Annotated in this window: 13 protein-coding genes; 8 read left to right on the forward strand and 5 right to left on the reverse strand. The window is 63.6% G+C overall.

Features of this window, described 5'->3' with window-relative positions; genetic code table 11:
• Positions 1–496 precede the first annotated feature (496 nt).
• Both VGH68_RS03655 and VGH68_RS03660 read left to right on the forward strand, forming a co-directional pair.
• Positions 497–1,456, forward strand: a complete 960-nt coding sequence (locus VGH68_RS03655; protein WP_331602143.1) for an AraC family transcriptional regulator — start codon at positions 497–499, stop codon at positions 1,454–1,456.
• Between the two features lie 195 nt (positions 1,457–1,651).
• The gene (locus tag VGH68_RS03660; protein ID WP_331602144.1) at positions 1,652–2,047 is read left to right on the forward strand and encodes a DUF3331 domain-containing protein; all 396 of its coding nucleotides are present in this window, start codon (positions 1,652–1,654) and stop codon (positions 2,045–2,047) included.
• A gap of 94 nt (positions 2,048–2,141) precedes the next feature.
• Here the strand turns inward: VGH68_RS03660 and VGH68_RS03665 are convergent, their stop codons facing one another.
• From VGH68_RS03665 to VGH68_RS30045, 4 genes are all read right to left on the reverse strand, one after another.
• Positions 2,142–3,131: a cytochrome d ubiquinol oxidase subunit II gene (locus VGH68_RS03665; RefSeq protein WP_331602145.1), complete on the reverse strand. Its 990-nt coding sequence runs from the start codon at positions 3,129–3,131 to the stop codon at positions 2,142–2,144.
• A gap of 16 nt (positions 3,132–3,147) precedes the next feature.
• Complete coding sequence (locus VGH68_RS03670; RefSeq protein ID WP_331602146.1) at positions 3,148–4,542, reverse strand: cytochrome ubiquinol oxidase subunit I; 1,395 nt, start codon at positions 4,540–4,542, stop codon at positions 3,148–3,150.
• Complete coding sequence (locus VGH68_RS03675; protein WP_331602147.1) at positions 4,535–6,880, reverse strand: FdhF/YdeP family oxidoreductase; 2,346 nt, start codon at positions 6,878–6,880, stop codon at positions 4,535–4,537. The genes VGH68_RS03670 and VGH68_RS03675 overlap by 8 nt, the downstream gene beginning before the upstream one ends.
• A gap of 122 nt (positions 6,881–7,002) precedes the next feature.
• Positions 7,003–7,068 (reverse strand): hypothetical protein, encoded by a 66-nt coding sequence (locus VGH68_RS30045; protein WP_414696888.1) that lies wholly within the window; start codon positions 7,066–7,068, stop codon positions 7,003–7,005.
• Positions 7,069–7,289: 221 nt separating this feature from the next.
• Between VGH68_RS30045 and VGH68_RS03685 the strand changes: the two genes are divergently transcribed.
• From VGH68_RS03685 to VGH68_RS03695, 3 genes are all read left to right on the forward strand, one after another.
• Positions 7,290–7,649 (forward strand): response regulator transcription factor, encoded by a 360-nt coding sequence (locus tag VGH68_RS03685; RefSeq protein WP_331602153.1) that lies wholly within the window; start codon positions 7,290–7,292, stop codon positions 7,647–7,649.
• A gap of 268 nt (positions 7,650–7,917) precedes the next feature.
• The gene (locus tag VGH68_RS03690; protein ID WP_331602148.1) at positions 7,918–10,086 is read left to right on the forward strand and encodes a PAS domain S-box protein; all 2,169 of its coding nucleotides are present in this window, start codon (positions 7,918–7,920) and stop codon (positions 10,084–10,086) included.
• Positions 10,076–10,747, forward strand: coding sequence for a response regulator transcription factor (locus VGH68_RS03695; protein WP_331602154.1), 672 nt, complete (start codon positions 10,076–10,078; stop codon positions 10,745–10,747). The genes VGH68_RS03690 and VGH68_RS03695 overlap by 11 nt, the downstream gene beginning before the upstream one ends.
• Before the next feature lie 461 nt (positions 10,748–11,208).
• Here the strand turns inward: VGH68_RS03695 and VGH68_RS03700 are convergent, their stop codons facing one another.
• Positions 11,209–11,496 carry a DUF4148 domain-containing protein gene (locus tag VGH68_RS03700; RefSeq protein ID WP_331602149.1) on the reverse strand — a complete coding sequence of 96 codons (288 nt, stop codon included), beginning with the start codon at positions 11,494–11,496 and terminating at the stop codon, positions 11,209–11,211.
• Positions 11,497–11,825: 329 nt separating this feature from the next.
• Between VGH68_RS03700 and VGH68_RS03705 the strand changes: the two genes are divergently transcribed.
• The 3 genes from VGH68_RS03705 to VGH68_RS03715 all read left to right on the forward strand — a co-directional run.
• A complete protein-coding gene (locus tag VGH68_RS03705; protein ID WP_331602150.1) occupies positions 11,826–15,044 on the forward strand; it encodes an efflux RND transporter permease subunit in 3,219 nt (1,072 codons plus the stop codon).
• A gap of 19 nt (positions 15,045–15,063) precedes the next feature.
• On the forward strand, positions 15,064–16,353 hold the full coding sequence (locus tag VGH68_RS03710; RefSeq protein ID WP_331602151.1) for an efflux RND transporter periplasmic adaptor subunit: 1,290 nt from the start codon (positions 15,064–15,066) through the stop codon (positions 16,351–16,353).
• A 25-nt stretch (positions 16,354–16,378) separates the two neighbouring features.
• Positions 16,379–17,283: efflux transporter outer membrane subunit (locus tag VGH68_RS03715; protein WP_331602152.1), on the forward strand; the 905-nt coding region annotated here is incomplete at its 3' end.

The following is a 17,283-nucleotide window of genomic DNA, read 5'->3' on the forward strand; positions in this document are numbered from 1 at the left end:
GTTCGCTCGCTGCATGCGCTTTTAACTGGGCTTTTGCGCACACTTCGCGCCGCGCGTTGCGGCGCGGGTTGCGACGGGTTCCCCGTCACGAGCTTACACGAAGGCCTTCAGGACCCAGCGATAGGCCAACAGGCGAGCGTAACGGTCTGGGGAAACGGGCCAACGGATCGGGCGGGAAACTCCGCGAGGTCTGGCTCGGCCATCCGACTTTATCAAGATAGGTGCCGACCACTGCTCATCGATGATCGACTTGCCCGTCTTCCTGACCGCCTGCCACAACCCCCGACGTTAACAGGATGCTGAACAGTTGACAGCCCCTCGGGGCTCTTTTCCAAACCGTCTCCAACCTAAACCTTCATATAGGTTGACTCACCCATTCGACGCCGTCGGCACCCGTTTGTACGGCTAGGCACGTGCGCTCCGTTTGATTAACTTCGAGTCATCGCGGTGCCGGTGTTTCGACCGCAAGCAGACTACTCTATCGGACCGACCTACCATGACCAGCTTGCCGCTCGCATATCGTGAACAGGATGCCGACATCCCGCCGCAACGTATCGCCACTTCAATCGATGCCGAGCATCCATGGCGCAGCTTGCGCGGGCATTATGGGCAAACCCACCGGCAGCACGGCGAGATAGTCGCGTCGCGCTGGACGCGCAACATCGCTACGCCGCTCGAAGTCGTCAGTTGGGGCAACGAGTCGGATCACTGCATCGGCCTGGCACTGAAATGTGTATCGCTGACCTTCAATCACGCGGGCCGCAGGCTCATGCAAGGGCGGGTGACTGCGGGCACGGTCCAGGTTACGGCGCCCGCTGTGCCGGTCAGCGCTGTCTTCGAGTCGCCCGTCGACGTGCTCCATCTGTTCGCGTCGCAGCGAATCCTCGCGGAGTGCTACGAAGACCTGTTCCGGCGTCCGCATGCGGGCGACATTGTGCTCGGCGATCCCGAGCTGGTCCGCGATCCCGCACTCGACCGCCTTGGACAGGCGCTGGTCGTTTCACAAACGAGCGACGCCGCGTTGGGCAAGATCTTCACTGAAAGTGTGAGTCTCGCCATCGTATCGCGCATCGTCGCGCGCCAGTTCACCGCATCCGATGCGCAGCGTCGCGATGGGGCCGCGCTGCCGCAGTGGCGCATGAACCGCGTGATCGAGTACATCGACGCGCACCTGTCAGAAGCGATCGGCCTCGCCGACATGGCCGCGAGCGCCGGCTTCACCCGCATGCATTTCGCCGCCCAATTCCGGCGTGCGACGGGATTGCGGCCGCACGAATACCTGCTGCGCCGCCGGATCGAACGCGCTCAGCGTCTGTTGCTGAATTCGAAGCACAACATCTTCGATGTCGCGCTGAGTTGCGGCTTTCGCTCGCAAGCGCATTTCACCACTGTGTTCAAACGCTTTGTCGGCGAGACGCCTTATTGCTGGAAGATCAAAGCGAGTGGGGCTCAATAAGCACGCTCAACGTTTCTTGCAACCAGTGACGCGTATTTGACGGCGATTCATCGTCCAACGACGACCGCCGCGAAGCCGACCCAATGTCGGTCACGGCTGATGCGCACGACGAAGCGGTCTCGATATGCCGCCACCCGCTGCGATAGTCGCCGTACCAAGCCATTCGATCACGTAACAATTCAACCGGAGTCCGACATGATGGCAAACGCAAACATCCTCGATCCATGGGCGCAAACCATCGGCCTGTTATCCATGCCTGCGGGCACCTCGAAAGGCTGTGACAGTGGGCAGTATGAAGGCAACGGCGCCCGCCACCTGGACGGCACGGCGATTTACGGTGCCAAAGTGAGCCTGGTCGAGCGGACGACGTCGTCGACGGCCGTCATCTCCTGGCGCGATTCCACCCGGTGCTGCTACGGCGACCAGGCCTGGCACTTGTGGCGGGCTCGCACCGATGGCGTCTGCGCGATGAGCGGGCACCGGATTCGTCCCGGCGACGCGGTGTACAAGCCGCGTGCCTGCCGCCCTGCGCCTTGCAATGCCGGCGCGATGATCCTCGCGTCCGCTGTCGACGCTGCAACAAATGCCTGACTCTGCTTCTTTCCCGCAGGGTTCACGCTAGCTGGCCGTCGTCCGTCACAAGCGTTGCCCTGTGCGACGCGAACAGCGAAATCACGATCATACGTCAGTCTCCCGCATGCGCACCGCCCACCACTTTGCCGCGGAACAGGTAGTACTGGTAGAGGTTGTAGCCGATCATCACAGGGAAGATCAGCCCGATGCCGATCAGCATGAAGACGAGCGTCGGCGAGTCCGATGCAGCCTCGATGATGCCCAGCCTGCCCGGAATGAAGTCGGGAAAGAGGCTCACGGCAAGTCCCGCGAACGACAGCATGAACAGCGCGACCGCCGCGCGGAACGGCCCGCGCGCGCTGCCCAGATAGAGCGACGCCATAAGCAACGCGAATGCGATCGCCGCAGCCGCGCCGAGCGCAATCAACAGATGCAATACACCGGGCTGCGACCAGCGGTCGTGCCCGACCGTGCTGAAGAGCCACGTCGCAGCGGTCAGTAGCACGGCGGCCATCACGGTCAGCATGGCGCTCGCCAACGCGAGCCGTCGCGCCCATTGTTCGATTGCGCCAACTGTCTTCTTGACCAGATAGGTCGCGCCCAGCAGCGAATACCCCGCCACGACGCCAATTGCCGATACCACGACGAAGAGGCCGCTAAGCTTGCCGGGCGCGAGCCCCGTGATGATCTTGCCAAGCACGACGCCTTGCGACGCAGCGGCAATCAGGCTGCCTACACCGAATACCTTGTCCCACAGTGGACCATGGTCGACGCTATGACGGAACTCGATGGCCGCGCCACGCATGATGAGGCCGGCGATCAGCGCCATCACGGGAAGATACAAATCCTGCAGCAGTAATGCGTACGCGTCGGGAAACGCGCCGAACAGGCCGCCGCCCAGCACCACGAGCCATGTCTCGTTCGCGTCCCAAACATGGCCGATCGCCTGCGTCATCACATCACGGTCTTCACGACGCTTGCGCAACAGGCTGAGTATGCCGACGCCGAGATCGAAGCCATCGGTGACGACGTAGAAAATCAGCATCAGGCCCAGCAGCCCGAACCACGTGACAGCGAGCATCGAATGAGTGGAGCTATCCATGAACGAACCTCTTTATCTAGTAGCCGGAGACGGTCGTCGGCGGTGCTGCGGTGACGGCGGGGGGCGGCATATTCGTCAAGTCGGGGCCGGTGAACAGCCATCGGCGCGCCAGAACGAAGAAAGTAACCAGCAGCACGACGTAGAACGTGAAAAACATGGCGATGCTCATCGATACCGACGATGCAGCCACAGTGGAAACCGCGTCCCGGGTGCGCAGCAGCCCGTACACGATCCACGGCTGGCGGCCCACTTCACGCACAATCCAGCCTGCTTCCACCGCAACATACGGCAACGGAATGCACAGCACCCACGCAAGCAGCAGCTTGCGTTGCGCGAGCAGCGCAGCGAGGTTGCCGCGCGCCTTGCGCAGTGCATAGGCTGTCCAGAACGCGAGGAGCATGAAAGCGAAGCCGATGCCCGCCATCGCGCGAAACGCGTAGTAGAGAAGGGGAATCATCGGCGGCTGATCCGCGCGCGGGAAATCGCTCAGCCCGGTCACCTTGCCGTGCAGCGAGTGCGTGCCGAGGATGCTTAGCATGCCGGGTACTTCGATCGACCAGTCGTTCTTCTGCTTGTCCTGATCCGGCCATGCGAGCAGTGACCACGAAGCGCCCGTGCCGGGCTTGTTGGTGTGCCAGTGCCCCTCGATCGCCGCGCCCTTGGCCGGCTGCGATTCGAACACGCTCCCGCCGCTCGAATCGCCGAGCCAGATCTGTAGCGGCGCTACGAAAACGAGCACCGTCAACGCGATCTTGAACGAGCGAGCGAAGAACTCCGCGTTGCGTCGGCGAAAGAGGTTCCATGCCGAGATCCCGGCGATCACGAACATGCCGGTCTCGATCGCAGCGATCCACATATGCGATACCCCCCACGCCATATCAGGGTTAAAGATCGCAGCCACGTAGTCGGTCACGACGACCTTGCCGTCGACTATCGAGATGCCCGCGGGCGTCTGCATCCATGAATTCGCGACCATGATCCAGAACGCCGAGATGCTCGAGCCGAGCGCCACCATGGCCGTGGCGAACAGATGCACACCACGCGGCACGCGCCCCCAGCCGAGCAGCATCACGCCAATGAAGCCCGCTTCGAGCATGAACGCCATCGCGCCTTCGAAGCCGAGAATGTTGCCGATGAACTGGCCGCTGAATTGCGAAAAGCGCGCCCAGTTGGTGCCGAACTGAAACTCCATCGGAATGCCGCTGACCACCCCTACTGCGAAGTTCAGAACCAGCAGCCTGGTCCAGAACCGCGCGTGCCGGTAGTACATGAGCTCGCCAGTTCTGAGCCAGAGCAGTTCGACCAGTAAAAGAAAGGCGGACAGGCTGATCGTCAGAATGGGCCACAGGATGTGAAAGATCGCGGTCATCGCAAACTGCGCACGCGACAAATCGAGTACATGACTAAGCATGATGATTGTCCTCTCCAAGCACTACGGCACGCGTGGCGGAATCGGGACCGACAGCGGAGGCGCGCACCACCTTGACCGGCACCGACTTGTATGAAGGCGTGCGGCTTTGTGGATCGAATGCATAGAGCGGCACGAGCGGATTGGCTTCGGGGTAGTACGCACCGCAACAGCCGTCGGGCAGCGAATACTCGATCACTTTGAAGCTGCGGATGACCCGCTCGATGCCGTCGGTCGACAGCGCAACGATGTCGACGCGCTCGCCCGGATGCAGATTGCGCCTTTGCAGTTCCCGCGGATTCATGAAAATGACATCGCGCTGGCCGAACACGCCGCGGTAGCGGTCCGAGTGCGAATAAAGCGTGGTGTTGTACTGATCGTGGCTGCGCATTGTCGTGAGCCACAGCGCGTCAGGATCGTGGTGATACGGGTTTTCCTCGAGCCCCTTGAAGACGAGGAAATTGGCACGGCCAGTGGGCGTGGCCCATACGCGTTCGCGGGCAGTCGAGGTCAAGTGGAAGCCGCCGGGCACGCGAATGCGCTCGTTATACGCCTGGAAGATCGGAAAGACGATTTCGATCGCACCGCGAATGCGGTCGTAGCTCGCGACCAGGTGTTCCCAAGGCACGCGCGAGCTTCCACCGAGGGTTGCGCGCGCGATGCCCGCAACGATCGCCGTCTCGCTGCGCAGATGCGGCGACGCCGGTTGGTTGCGGCCAGCAGACGCATGGACCATGGACATCGAATCTTCCACCGTGATCGATTGCGGGCCGTCGGCCTGAATGTCGATTTCGGTGCGGCCGAGGCAGGGCAGGATCAGCGCGTCCTTACCGTGCACCAGATGGCTGCGGTTGAGCTTCGTCGAGATGTGCACGGTCAGATCCAGCTTGCGGATCGCGGCCTGCACGCGCACCCAGTCAGGGATCGCCGCTGCGAAGTTGCCGCCTAGCGCGATGAATACCTTCGCGTCGCCGCGCATCATCGCGTCGAGCGTCGCGATCACGTCGTTGCCGTGTGCCGTCGGCGCTTTGAAGCCGAACGCGCGCTCGATGCCTTCGACTAGCTGAGCAGACGGCTTCTCCGTAATGCCGACCGTGCGGTTGCCCTGGACATTCGAGTGTCCGCGCACCGGGCAGATGCCCGCGCCCGGCCGCCCGACGTTGCCGCGAAGCAGCGCGAGGTTCGCTATCTGCTGCACGTTTTCGGTGCCGCGATGGTGTTGCGTCAAACCCATGCCGTAGACGAGGATCGCGTTGTTGGCCCGCATGTAGATCTGCGCGGCGTTCGTGATGTCGGCGCGCGTGAGGCCGGATTGACGTACGATCGCCTCCCACGGCGTTTCGCGCAGATCCGCGAGCAACTCGTCGATGCCGTGCGTGTGCCTTTCGATGAACTCGATGTCGAGCACGCGCGGCTGGTCGGCGGCGAGCGCCGCGTCGTCCGCTTCGACGATCGCTTTCATCATCCCTTTGAGCACGGCCACATCGCCGCCCACACGCACCTGATAGAGGAACGAGCTGATGCGCGTGTAGCCGAGCGTCGCCATTTCGATCGGGTCCTGCGGCGATGCAAAGCGCTCCAGCGCACGCTCGCGAAACGGGTTGAACGACACGATTTTGGCGCCTCGCCGCGACGCCGAATGGAGGTCGCTCATCATGCGCGGGCTGTTGGTGCCGGGATTTTGTCCGAAGATAAAAATCGCGTCCGCTTGTTCGAAGTCTTCGAGCAGCACCGTGCCCTTTCCGACGCCGATCGACCGCGGCAAGCCGACGCTCGTGGCTTCGTGGCACATGTTCGAACAATCGGGGAAATTGTTGGTGCCGAACTCGCGCACGAAGAGCTGATAAAGGAACGCTGCTTCGTTCGATGCGCGGCCTGAGGTGTAAAAATCGGCCTGGTCCGGATCATCGAGCGTGTTCAGATGCTGCGCGATCAATGCAAACGCGTTCTCCCATTCGATCGGCAGATAGCGGTCCGACGCCTGGTCATAGACCATCGGGTGTGTGAGACGGCCGGCCATTTCGAGGTCGTAATCGTCCCACGCGGCGAGTTCGGAGACGCTATGCGCACCGAAGAACTCCGGCGTGCAGCGCTTGGCCGTTGCTTCCCACGCAACCGCCTTCGCGCCGTTCTCGCAGAACTCAAACGACGACGTATGCTTCGGATCGGGCCATGCGCAGCCCGGGCAGTCGAAGCCCTCCGGCTGATTCATGTGCGACAGCGTGCGCGCGCCCGACAGCGCCACGCCCTGCAACGCGAGCGCTTCGCCGGTTGCTTTGAGCGCGCCCCAGCCGCCGGCCGGCTCGCTATAGATGCGTATCACCTGCTTCTTCTTGGCCATGTCGATCTCCTTTGCGCTCAGAGCGAGCCATCGGATGCCATCATCGGGGACCGCAGGGGCGGGGTCTTTCACAATCGCCCGTTCGTTTCGAATCGGCACGCGCATCGCAAAATTGCAGGTGCTCAGCCGCAGCGGAACTGATCGATACTCTGCCCTGCGGCCACTGCGCGGCGCAGCCACTCCGGCATCTCGCCGAGACCTGTCCATGTGTTGCCGATGCATCGCGGTAGCGAATCATCTGATCATCGTCGACGACGCAGTTGAGCGCGTCCTCTACGATTGGCCAGCATTACCCTATACACACATATGATTTTCGCGGCAGCGTTTTGTAGATACCATTGAATAGATGAACGACGGGCGAAACAGTACCGTGCCGCCGCAACCGCATGTATGGCCGAGGACAAGTCGCTTGCATACCCATCGGATAGTTTCAATCATCGACGACGACGAATCGGTCCGCATCGCCACATCGAGGTTGGTTCGTTCACTCGGTTGGGACGTCCGGCTCTATGCGTCCGCCGAAGATTTCCTCGACTGCGGCCAGATCAGCGATGTGGCGTGCATCATCTCGGACGTGCAGATGCCCGGCATGACCGGCCTGGAGATGCAGCAGCGCCTGCTCGACGGCGGCGTGGCGCTGCCCATCATCTTTATCTCCGCTTTCGCGTCGGAAATAGTGCGTAGTCAGGCGCTGGGCGACGGTGCGCTGTGCGTACTCAGCAAACCCGTCGATGCGGTAGCGATGTCGCGTTGCCTCGAAACGCTTTAGCCCAAGGTCGGCGAGCTCGATTAAACTCCGCGAGCAGCGGGCCTTCATGGTTGAACAAGGGATTCGGATAGAATAAGTACCGGATTAAACAGGTGGCGGCCTGCATGTCTGACCTTGATGCGCCGTTGTGGCGGCACGACGGGTCGAGTACTCGTCAACGAACGTTTCCCTCAAATGCTATGCCAACATCGGGCCGTTCAGTCTCCCTCCTTCCCGCGCGGGGTGCTTAATCGTCGAGATGATATTCCGCTCACGCGCCGACCAGGCAATGCGGCATGACGCGCGCGTGCCGTGGGTTCTCGCAGTCGCCATCGCGCTGGTCGTATTCCTGATCGACGCGCTGATGCCGCGCGACAACGCGATTGCAGTGCTGTATGTGGTCGTGGTGCTGCTCGTTGCATCGACAGGGGCGCGGCGTGCGGCGATTGTCACGGCATGGACTTGCGTGGCGCTCACATTGGTCGCGTTTGCGATATCGCACTACGCGCACCACCCGGTCGGCGCAGTTGCGCGCTGTGTCGTCAGCCTGCTTGCCATCACCACAACGTCGGTGCTGGCGTTGCGCAATCAGAAGAACACCGCGACGTTGCAAGAGCAATTGCAGCTGCTCGATCTGACGCACGACGCCATCGTCGCGTACGACATGAACGATCTGATTACGTTCTGGAATCACGGCGCCGAAACACTCTACGGATGGACCGCGCACGAGGCAATCGGCCAGCCGATTCATGAACTGACGCGAACCCGGTCATCAGTCTCACTCGGCGAGATCCGCAGTGAGCTGTTGCGCTCGGACCGTTGGCGAGGCGAATTGCAGCGCGTGCGTAATGACGGTGCTACGGTCATTGTTTCGAGTCGCCTGGCACTTTGGCGGGATGCGAAGGGCAAGCCGCGCGCCGTGCTCGCCACGAACAACGACATCACCGTGCGCAAGCAGATGGAAGGCGAGCTGCAGCGCCAGAAGGACGAATTGCGCGCCACTATCGATGCGATTCCGGGCATGGTCTGGAGTTCGTCGAGCGATGGGCACATAAGCTTCATCAACCGCCGCTGGAACGAACTGGGCGTCACGCTGCCGGAAAGTGGTGGCGATATCTGGCGGTCCATCATTCACCCCGACGATTACTCAGCGGCGCAGCAGGCTTGGCAACAAGCGATTGCAACGGGTGTCCCGTACGAAAACGTCTCGCGCATGCGGCGCGCCGATGGAGTGTATCGATGGATGCATATCGGCGCGGAACCGCTTCGGGATAACGCCGGCGACATCTTGCGCTGGTATGGTGTAAACACTGATATCGAAGAACGCATGCGGGCCGAGCAAGCGCTCGAGCGCAGCGAAGCGTTTCTCTCCGACGCGCAGCGCCTGAGCCGCACTGGCAGCATCGCGACGAAACTTCCCGACGGCGATATGTGGTGGTCCGAAGAGACGTATCGGATCTTCGAATTTCCGAAGCACGTCACCCCCACTTTCGCGCTGATCCTCGAGCGCTCGCATGCCGAAGACATCGCGCTCGTCAGGCAAGCGTATCAGCAGAGCCTCTCGGGCGCGCCGTTCGTCGACGTCGAACATCGCCTCGCGATGCCCGGTGGAAGTGTCAAATATGTGCATTACGTCGCGCATCTAGCCGCGCCACAGTCGGCGAATCCCGAGTACGTCGGCGCGCTGATGGACGTGACGGAACGGCGGGTGGCGCAGGAAGCGATCGACCGCACGGCGGCCGAACTCGCGCATGTGACGCGCGTGACGATGCTGGGCGAACTGGCTGCGTCGATCGCACACGAGGTCACGCAGCCGCTCGCAGCTATCGTCACGTGCGGCCACGCTGCCTTGCGCTGGCTGAACCGTCCGCAACTGGATGCGAACGAGGTCGGAGAGTCAATTGACCAGATGATTCGCGATGCCAAACGCGCGAGCGATGTGATCCGCCAGATACGGTCGATGGCGCAAAAGCGGGATCCGAGTCAGGCTATACTCGATCTGAACGCTGTAGTAAAAGAATCGATCGAACTGGTGCGACGGGAACTGGATGGACACCGTGTCGCGGTGGATTCCGACTACGCGGCGCCGCCGCAGGTGTGCGCCGACCGGGTGCAGTTGCAGCAGGTTGTCATCAACCTCGTGATGAACGGCATGCAGGCGATGTCCGGCGTAACCGGACGGCCGCGGAAATTGCTTGTTCGCACGCGCCGCTTCGATGCGCGGTACGCCCAGGTAATCGTAGAAGACTCAGGCACGGGCATCAGCGAAGAGAACGCCGGGCGGCTTTTCAACGCATTCTTCACGACAAAGGCAGAAGGCATGGGAATGGGACTGTCGATTTGCCGCTCGATTGTCGAGGCGCACGGTGGCCGCATCTGGGCCGAATCGCAACCGGGAAAGGGTGCAGTGCTGCAGTTCGTCCTGCCACTCGCCGAGGGAACCGGCCATGAGCAGTGAAACAGGCCGCGCCGCTGGTGAGTCGATCGTTTATGTCGTCGACGACGATCAGTCGATGCGTGAAGCGGTCAGCAGGTTGCTTCGCTCGGTGTGCCTGCGCGTCGAAGCGTTTGCGTCCGCGCACGAACTTCTTGCGTTTGAGATGCCCGATGTTCCGAGCTGTCTGGTTCTCGACGTGCGGCTCAAAGGGCAGAGCGGCCTCGCCGTTCAGGAACAGCTTGCGGCGGGTGATCTGCGTGTGCCGATTATTTTCATGACTGCGCACGGCGATATCGCCATGTCGGTCAAGGCGATGAAGGCCGGCGCGATGGACTTCCTTGCAAAGCCTTTTCGCGACCAGGACCTGCTGGACGCCGTGGCGACTGCCCTCGGCAAAGATGAGGAACGGCGCGAAGCGGACCGCTCGGTCGCAAATCTGCGCCACCGGTACGACTCGCTCACGCCGCGCGAGCGCGAAGTAATGGCCTTTGTCGCGAGCGGGTTGATGAACAAGCAAATCGCCGCTGAAATGAACCTGAGTGAAATCACGGTGAAAATTCACCGCGGTCAGGCCATGAAGAAGATGGAGTCGCGCTCGCTTGCCGATTTCGTGCTCAAAGCGGAGGCACTCGGCGTCAAGTCCCCACAGGGCGTTACCACGCCGCGCGTTCAGCGCATCTGATCGCGAAGATCTATTCCAACGTCCGCGTGCGGACGACATCGTGCCTGGCGATCCGAAGCGGGTCCGCGATCCCATGATCTGCTTACCGGGTGGCGGATGATGCGCTTCAGCCCGCGCTATCAATGCCGACTCGCAGCCCCATTACGTCCAGTATTTGAAGTCCGCGATCACCCGCTGATTGCCGGGCGCATGGCTTGGCGCGGGCACATCTGGATTCGCGCGGTGGCGGTTGCGATTCGAGGAACGAACCGACGCTTCCCGTGCGCGAATTCCGCAGCGCGAGTGCGCAGCGGTTTCGGCAAATCGGTGACTTTCGCGGGCTTCTGATCATCTATGGCGACGCGTTCTAGCGGCAGCTGAACGTCTGTTCCGACAGTGATGAACGCACGCATCAGGCCGGGTGCCGACAGCGCGCGCGGTGGGCCGGCCCGCTCGCGCAGCCGTCAGCGGTCAGCCTGCGCTTAATTCGACGCAGACTCGGTGCTGACGGCGGGTCCTGCCGCCGTCCCCATGTCACCCGCGCGATCCGTGCCGTGCTGGATTGCGTAAATTTCACGGTTCCGCGCGATCGTAGCGTCCGACGGCGGATAGTCGCCGCTGCGCGTGGGCACCAGCCCTTCGGCCTGTGCCTGGTGCAACTGCTCCAACACTTCAGCCCGCGTCAATCCGGACGAAGTAGTTTGAGCAAAGGCATTCGCGCCGAACGGCAGGCTGAGGGCGGCAACGGCAATAGCGGTAAGCAGTTTCATGATGTCTCTCCGGATATGGGCAAGAAATGCGTGGCCTGAACCACGCTTCCCATTGTTGTCATCCGAGTTGTCGCAGCACTGACCCGCGGATTACCGTTTTGTTATCCAGGCGTCACGACGCGTCGCCGCGCGCATGCTCTTTGCCGCCTCGCGGCTGTCCTAAGACCGCCAGATGACAGAACCGTAATGTAGTCGACCGCACCCCGTAAGAGCCCACGCTTCACACTCCTGACTCATGAAGCCCGCGTTACGTGTCGGATGCCCGCTGACCACCCCTTGCGGCACCGGCACGACCCGCGCCTTCCCTCGCTTCTCTCCAGGAACCCGCTATGTGGATCGTCACGCTCGCGCTGCGCCGGCCGTATACCTTCGTGGTCCTCGCGGTGCTGATCTTTATCGTCGGCCCACTTGCGATACTGCGTACGCCGACCGATATCTTCCCGAACATCGACATCCCCGTCGTCAGCATCGTCTGGTCGTATAACGGCTTTTCCGCGCAGGACATGGCCAATCGCATCACGTCGAATTACGAGCGCGCGCTGACTTCGAGCGTCGACGACATCGAACATATCGAGTCGCAATCGCTGAACGGCGTCTCGGTGGTGAAGATATTTTTCCATCAGGGCGCGGACATCAACCGCGCGATCGCCGAGGCAGGGTCGAGCGCCGAGTCGATGCTGCGCGTTCTGCCGCCGGGCACACTGCCGCCGAACATCATCACGTATAGCGCGTCGACGGTGCCGATCCTGCAACTCGGGCTCTCCAGCAACACGCTGTCCGAACAGCAGCTGTATGACCTCGGCAACAGCGCGATCCGCACGCAGCTGGCGACCGTGCAAGGCGCGGCGGTGCCGTTGCCGTTCGGCGGCAAGGTGCGTCAGATCATGGTCGACATCGACCCACGCGCGTTGCAGGCCAAAGGGCTGGCGCCGCTCGACGTGGTCAACGCGGTCAACGCACAAAACCTGATCCTGCCTGGCGGCACCGCGAAAATCGGCACCAAGGAATACAACGTGCAGATGAACGGCAGCACCAACACGGTCGCGGCGCTGAACGATCTGCCGGTCAAAACGGTGGCGGGCGGCGTGGTGTATGTGCGCGACGTCGCCCATGTGCGCGACGGTTTCGCGCCGCAGACCAACATCGTGCGCAGCGACGGCAAGCGCGCCGCGCTGCTGACCATCGAAAAATCAGGCAGCACCTCGACGCTGACCATCATCCAGCAGGTGAAGTCGATGCTGCCGCATATCGCAGCCGGCTTGCCGAGCGCATTGCACATCACCGCGCTCGCGGATCAGTCGGTGTTCGTGAAGTCGGCGGTGGTGGGCGTCGCGCGCGAGGCGCTGATCGCCGCCGCGCTGACCGCGCTGATGATTCTGCTGTTTCTGGGCAGCTGGCGCGCCACGCTGATCATCGCGGTGTCGATTCCGCTGGCAGTGTTGACCTCGCTGATCGCGCTGTCGGCGCTCGGCCAGACCATCAACATCATGACGCTCGGCGGCCTCGCGCTTGCGGTGGGGATTCTCGTCGACGACGCGACGGTGGCCATCGAAAACATTACGCATCATCTGGAAAACGGCGAGCCGCTGCACGACGCGATCCTGAACGGCTCCGGCGAAATCGCGGTGCCGACGTTCGTCTCGACGCTGTCCATCTGCATCGTATTCGTGCCGATGTTCCTGTTATCCGGCGTCGCACGCTATCTCTTCGTGCCGATGGCCGAAGCGGTCGTGTTCGCGATGATCGCGTCGTATTTCTTCTCGCGAACGCTGGTACCGACCCTCGCGATGTATCTGATGCGCGCCCGCAGCCAGACGCCGGTCAGCGGCCGTGGACCGCTCGCGCGTCTGGTCCGCTTCCAGGCCGCGTTCGAACAGCGCTTCGAGTCGCTGCGCGAACGCTATCGCGGCGTGCTCGGCGCGGCGCTGGCGAGTCCCCGGCGCTTCATCGTGATCTTCCTGGTGCTGTGCATCGGCTCGCTCGCGCTGCTGCCATTCGCCGGGCGCGACTTCTTCCCCGCTGTCGATACCGGCGAGATCCGCCTGCATCTGCGCGCGCCGACCGGCACGCGGATAGAAGACACCGCGAGCCTGACCGACGAAGTCGAAGCGCGTGTGCGCAGCATGATTCCACCCTCGCAGCTCGCGGCGGTGCTGGATAACATCGGTGTGCCGGTCAGCGGCATCAACCTGACCTACGATTCGTCCGACCCGATCGGCCCGGAAGACGCCGACGTGATGATCTCGCTCGCGCCGAAGCACGAACCCACCGCGCAGTACGTGGCCAAGCTGCGCACGACGCTCGCGAAAGATTTCCCCGGGGTCTCGTTCGCGTTCCTGCCCGCCGACATCGTCAGCCAGATTCTCAACTTCGGCTTGCCGGCACCGATCGATATCCAGATCGTCGGCAACAAGCTCGACGCGAACCGTGTTGTCGCCAACAAGCTGCTCGCGCAACTGCGCGGCGTGCGCGGCTTGGTCGACGCACGCATCCAGCAGCCCGGCGACGCTCCGGCGATCAACGTCAATGTCGACCGCACGCGGGCGATCCAGGCCGGCCTGCTGCAACGCGACGTGTCGCAGAACCTGCTGATCGCGCTGTCCGGCAGCTCGCAGACCACGCCCAATTTCTGGCTCGATCCGCGCAACGGCGTCAGCTATCCGCTGATGGCGATGATGCCGCAGTACGACATCAACTCGCTGCAGGCGCTCGCCAATATTCCGGTCGCGCCGAGCGGCGCGACGGCGGCCGTGCCCGGCGGGCCCGCAGCGCAGAATCTGCTGGGAGCGTTGAGCACGCTAACCCGCGGCACCCAGCAGGCCGTGGTCTCGCACTACAACGTGCAGCCGGTACTCGATATTTTCGCGTCCACGCAAGGGCGCGACCTCGGCGGTGTCGCGGCCGATGTGACGCGGCTCGTCGACCAGATCCGGCCGCAACTGCCGCCCGGCGCGTCGATCGTCGTGCGCGGCCAGGTGCAGGCGATGCACGATTCGTTCAGCGGCCTCGCAAGCGGCCTCGCGTTCGCGATCGGGCTCGTCTATCTGCTGATGGTCGTGAACTTCCAGTCGTGGCTCGACCCGCTGATCATCGTCAGTGGCTTGCCGGGGTCGCTCGCGGGCATCGCGTGGATGCTGTTCAGCACCGGCACCCGCGTGAGCGTGCCGGCGCTCACCGGCACCATTCTGTGCATCGGCATCGCGACGGCCAACAGCATTCTGGTGATCAACACCGCGCGCGAATTGCATCACGGCGGCCTGCCGCCGCTAGTGGCCGCGCACGAGGCCGGCTTCAGCCGCTTCCGTCCGGTGCTGATGACCGCGCTCGCGATGCTGATCGGCATGCTGCCGATGGCGCTCGGTCTCGGCGACGGCGGCGAACAGAACGCGCCGCTCGGACGCGCGGTGATCGGCGGGCTCGCGCTCGGCACGGTGTCGACCTTGCTGTTCGTGCCGGTCGTCTACGGGATGGTGCATGCGTGGCTCGATCGGCGCCGCGCGGCGCGCACCCACAGCCAGCCAGCCGGCCTTGCCGCCCGCATTGATTGACTTCGACGAGACCATGCCCATGAACGATTCATCTCTTCCGCCCCGGCTTGCCGGACGGACCGATCATCCTGCGGACGCGGCGTGCGCGCCCGATCCGGTCGCTGGCCAAAGCGCCCGCGCCGATGCTGCCGGAAGCAGCGAAAGCGAAAACACTCACGCCAGCGCGAGGCCGCGTCGCCGCCTCTGGCCGCTTGCGCTCACTGGGCTCGCCGCGCTCTTGCTGCTCGCCGGCATCCTGCCGCGCCGCGAAGCCAGCGCCGCGCTCACACAACAGACGCAAGCGCAGAGCATGCTGAGCGTGTCGGTCGTCACGCCGCGCGCCGCGCCGGCCGTCCATGAACTGCTGCTGCCCGGCGCGGTGACGCCGTTCGCGGAAGCATCGATCTACGCGCGCACGAGCGGCTTTCTGGCGCACTGGAACACCGACATCGGCGCGCGCGTCACGAGCGGCCAGACGCTCGCCACCATCGAAGCACCCGACCTCGACGCGCAACTGCGCCAGGCTCGCGCCGACGAAGCCACCGCGCAGGCCAACTTCGACCTCGCGAAGACCACCGCGCAGCGCTGGCAGGCGATGCTGCAAACCCAGTCGGTCGCGCAGCAGGACGCCGACACCAAAACCGGCGATATGGAGGCGCGCCGCGCGATGCTTGCGTCGGCGCAGGCCAATGTCGCGCATCTCGCGGAACTGGTGTCGTACGAGAAGATCACCGCGCCGTTTGCCGGCGTGATCACGGCGCGCAACGTCGATGTCGGTGCGCTGGTGACGGCGGGCGGCACGCCGGGCACCGCGGGCATGTCAGGCGAGCTGTTTCATCTGCAGCAGACGAGCGAGCTGCGCGTGTTCGTCGACGTGCCGCAAGACGACGCGCGCTACGTGACGACCGATACCGGCGTGTATCTGAGCGCGCCGCAGTATCCGGGACGGCGCATTGCCGCGAAGGTGGCGCGCAACAGCGGCGCGATCGATCCGTCGAGCCGCACGTTGCGCGTCGAGGTCGACGTCGATAACCGGGACGGCGCGCTGATGCCCGGTGCGTACGCGCAGGTGCATCTGCAATTGCAGACGAGTACGCCGGCGCTCGATCTGCCGGTCAGCGCGCTGCTGTTCCGGCCGGACGGCGTGACGGTCGCGGTGGTCGACAGCCAGGGCCGCGCTCAACTGAAGACCGTGCATATCGGCCGCGATTTCGGCACACACGTAGAAATCACGACGGGCCTCGCGGCCACCGACCGCGTGATCGACAACCCCGGCGATTCGCTGAGTAGCGGCCAGCTCGTTCAGATCGCACCGGCCACGCATGGCTGAGCGCTGTCATCGAAAGGATTTACCGATGTTTTCCCTGCCTGCTTCAAGGCCGCTGCTGCGCCGCTCGGTCGTTGCCACGCTGCTCGGCGCACTGCTCGGCGCATGCTCGACCTTGCCGCCTTACCAACGGCCCAGTGCCGCCGTGCCGGCGCAGTACGCGGGCGCGGCGCCCGGCTGGACCCAGGCCGCGCCCGCCGACACCGCGCCGCGCGGACCATGGTGGACCGTGTTCGACGATCCGGTGCTGAACCAGCTCGAAGCACGCATCGACGTATCGAACCAGACCGTGCGCAAGGCCGTCGCGCAGGTGCAGCAGGCGCGCTCGATGGTCGACTATCAGCGCGCGGGCTTTTTCCCGACCATCACCGCCGGCCTCGCGCAGGACCGCTCGCGGACTTCGCAGAACGTCGAAGGAAAAGCGCTTGCCGGCAAGACCGTGCCCGACTATTCCGTGGGCGTGGGGGCGAGTTGGGAGCCGGATCTGTTCGGCCGGGTGCGCGACAGCGTGACCGGCGCGCGAGCCGACGCTCAGGCCAGCGAGGCGGACCTCGAAGGCGTGCGTCTGTCGATGAGCGCGGATCTGGCCGCCGACTATTTCGCGTTGCGCTCGCTCGACACGCAGAAGAAGCTGCTCGACGACAGCGTCAGCGCGTACGCCGCTGCACTGAAGCTGTTGCAGCAGCAACTGGCGAACGGCGCGATCGACGCGTCGGCGGTCGCGCAGGCCACCACGCAGCTCGAAGCGACGCGCACCCAGGATACCGACATCGACATAACGCGCGCGCAGATGCAGAACGCAATCGCCACGTTGATCGGCGAGCCGGCGTCGAGTTTCACGCTGCCGGCGAACGGCTCGCTCGCGTCGCCGCCCGCTATCCCGATCGGTGTGCCGTCGCAATTGCTGGAGCGGCGTCCCGATATCGCCGCCGC

It is taken from the genome of Paraburkholderia sp. (genome assembly GCF_036488505.1).
Lineage (GTDB): Bacteria > Pseudomonadota > Gammaproteobacteria > Burkholderiales > Burkholderiaceae > Paraburkholderia.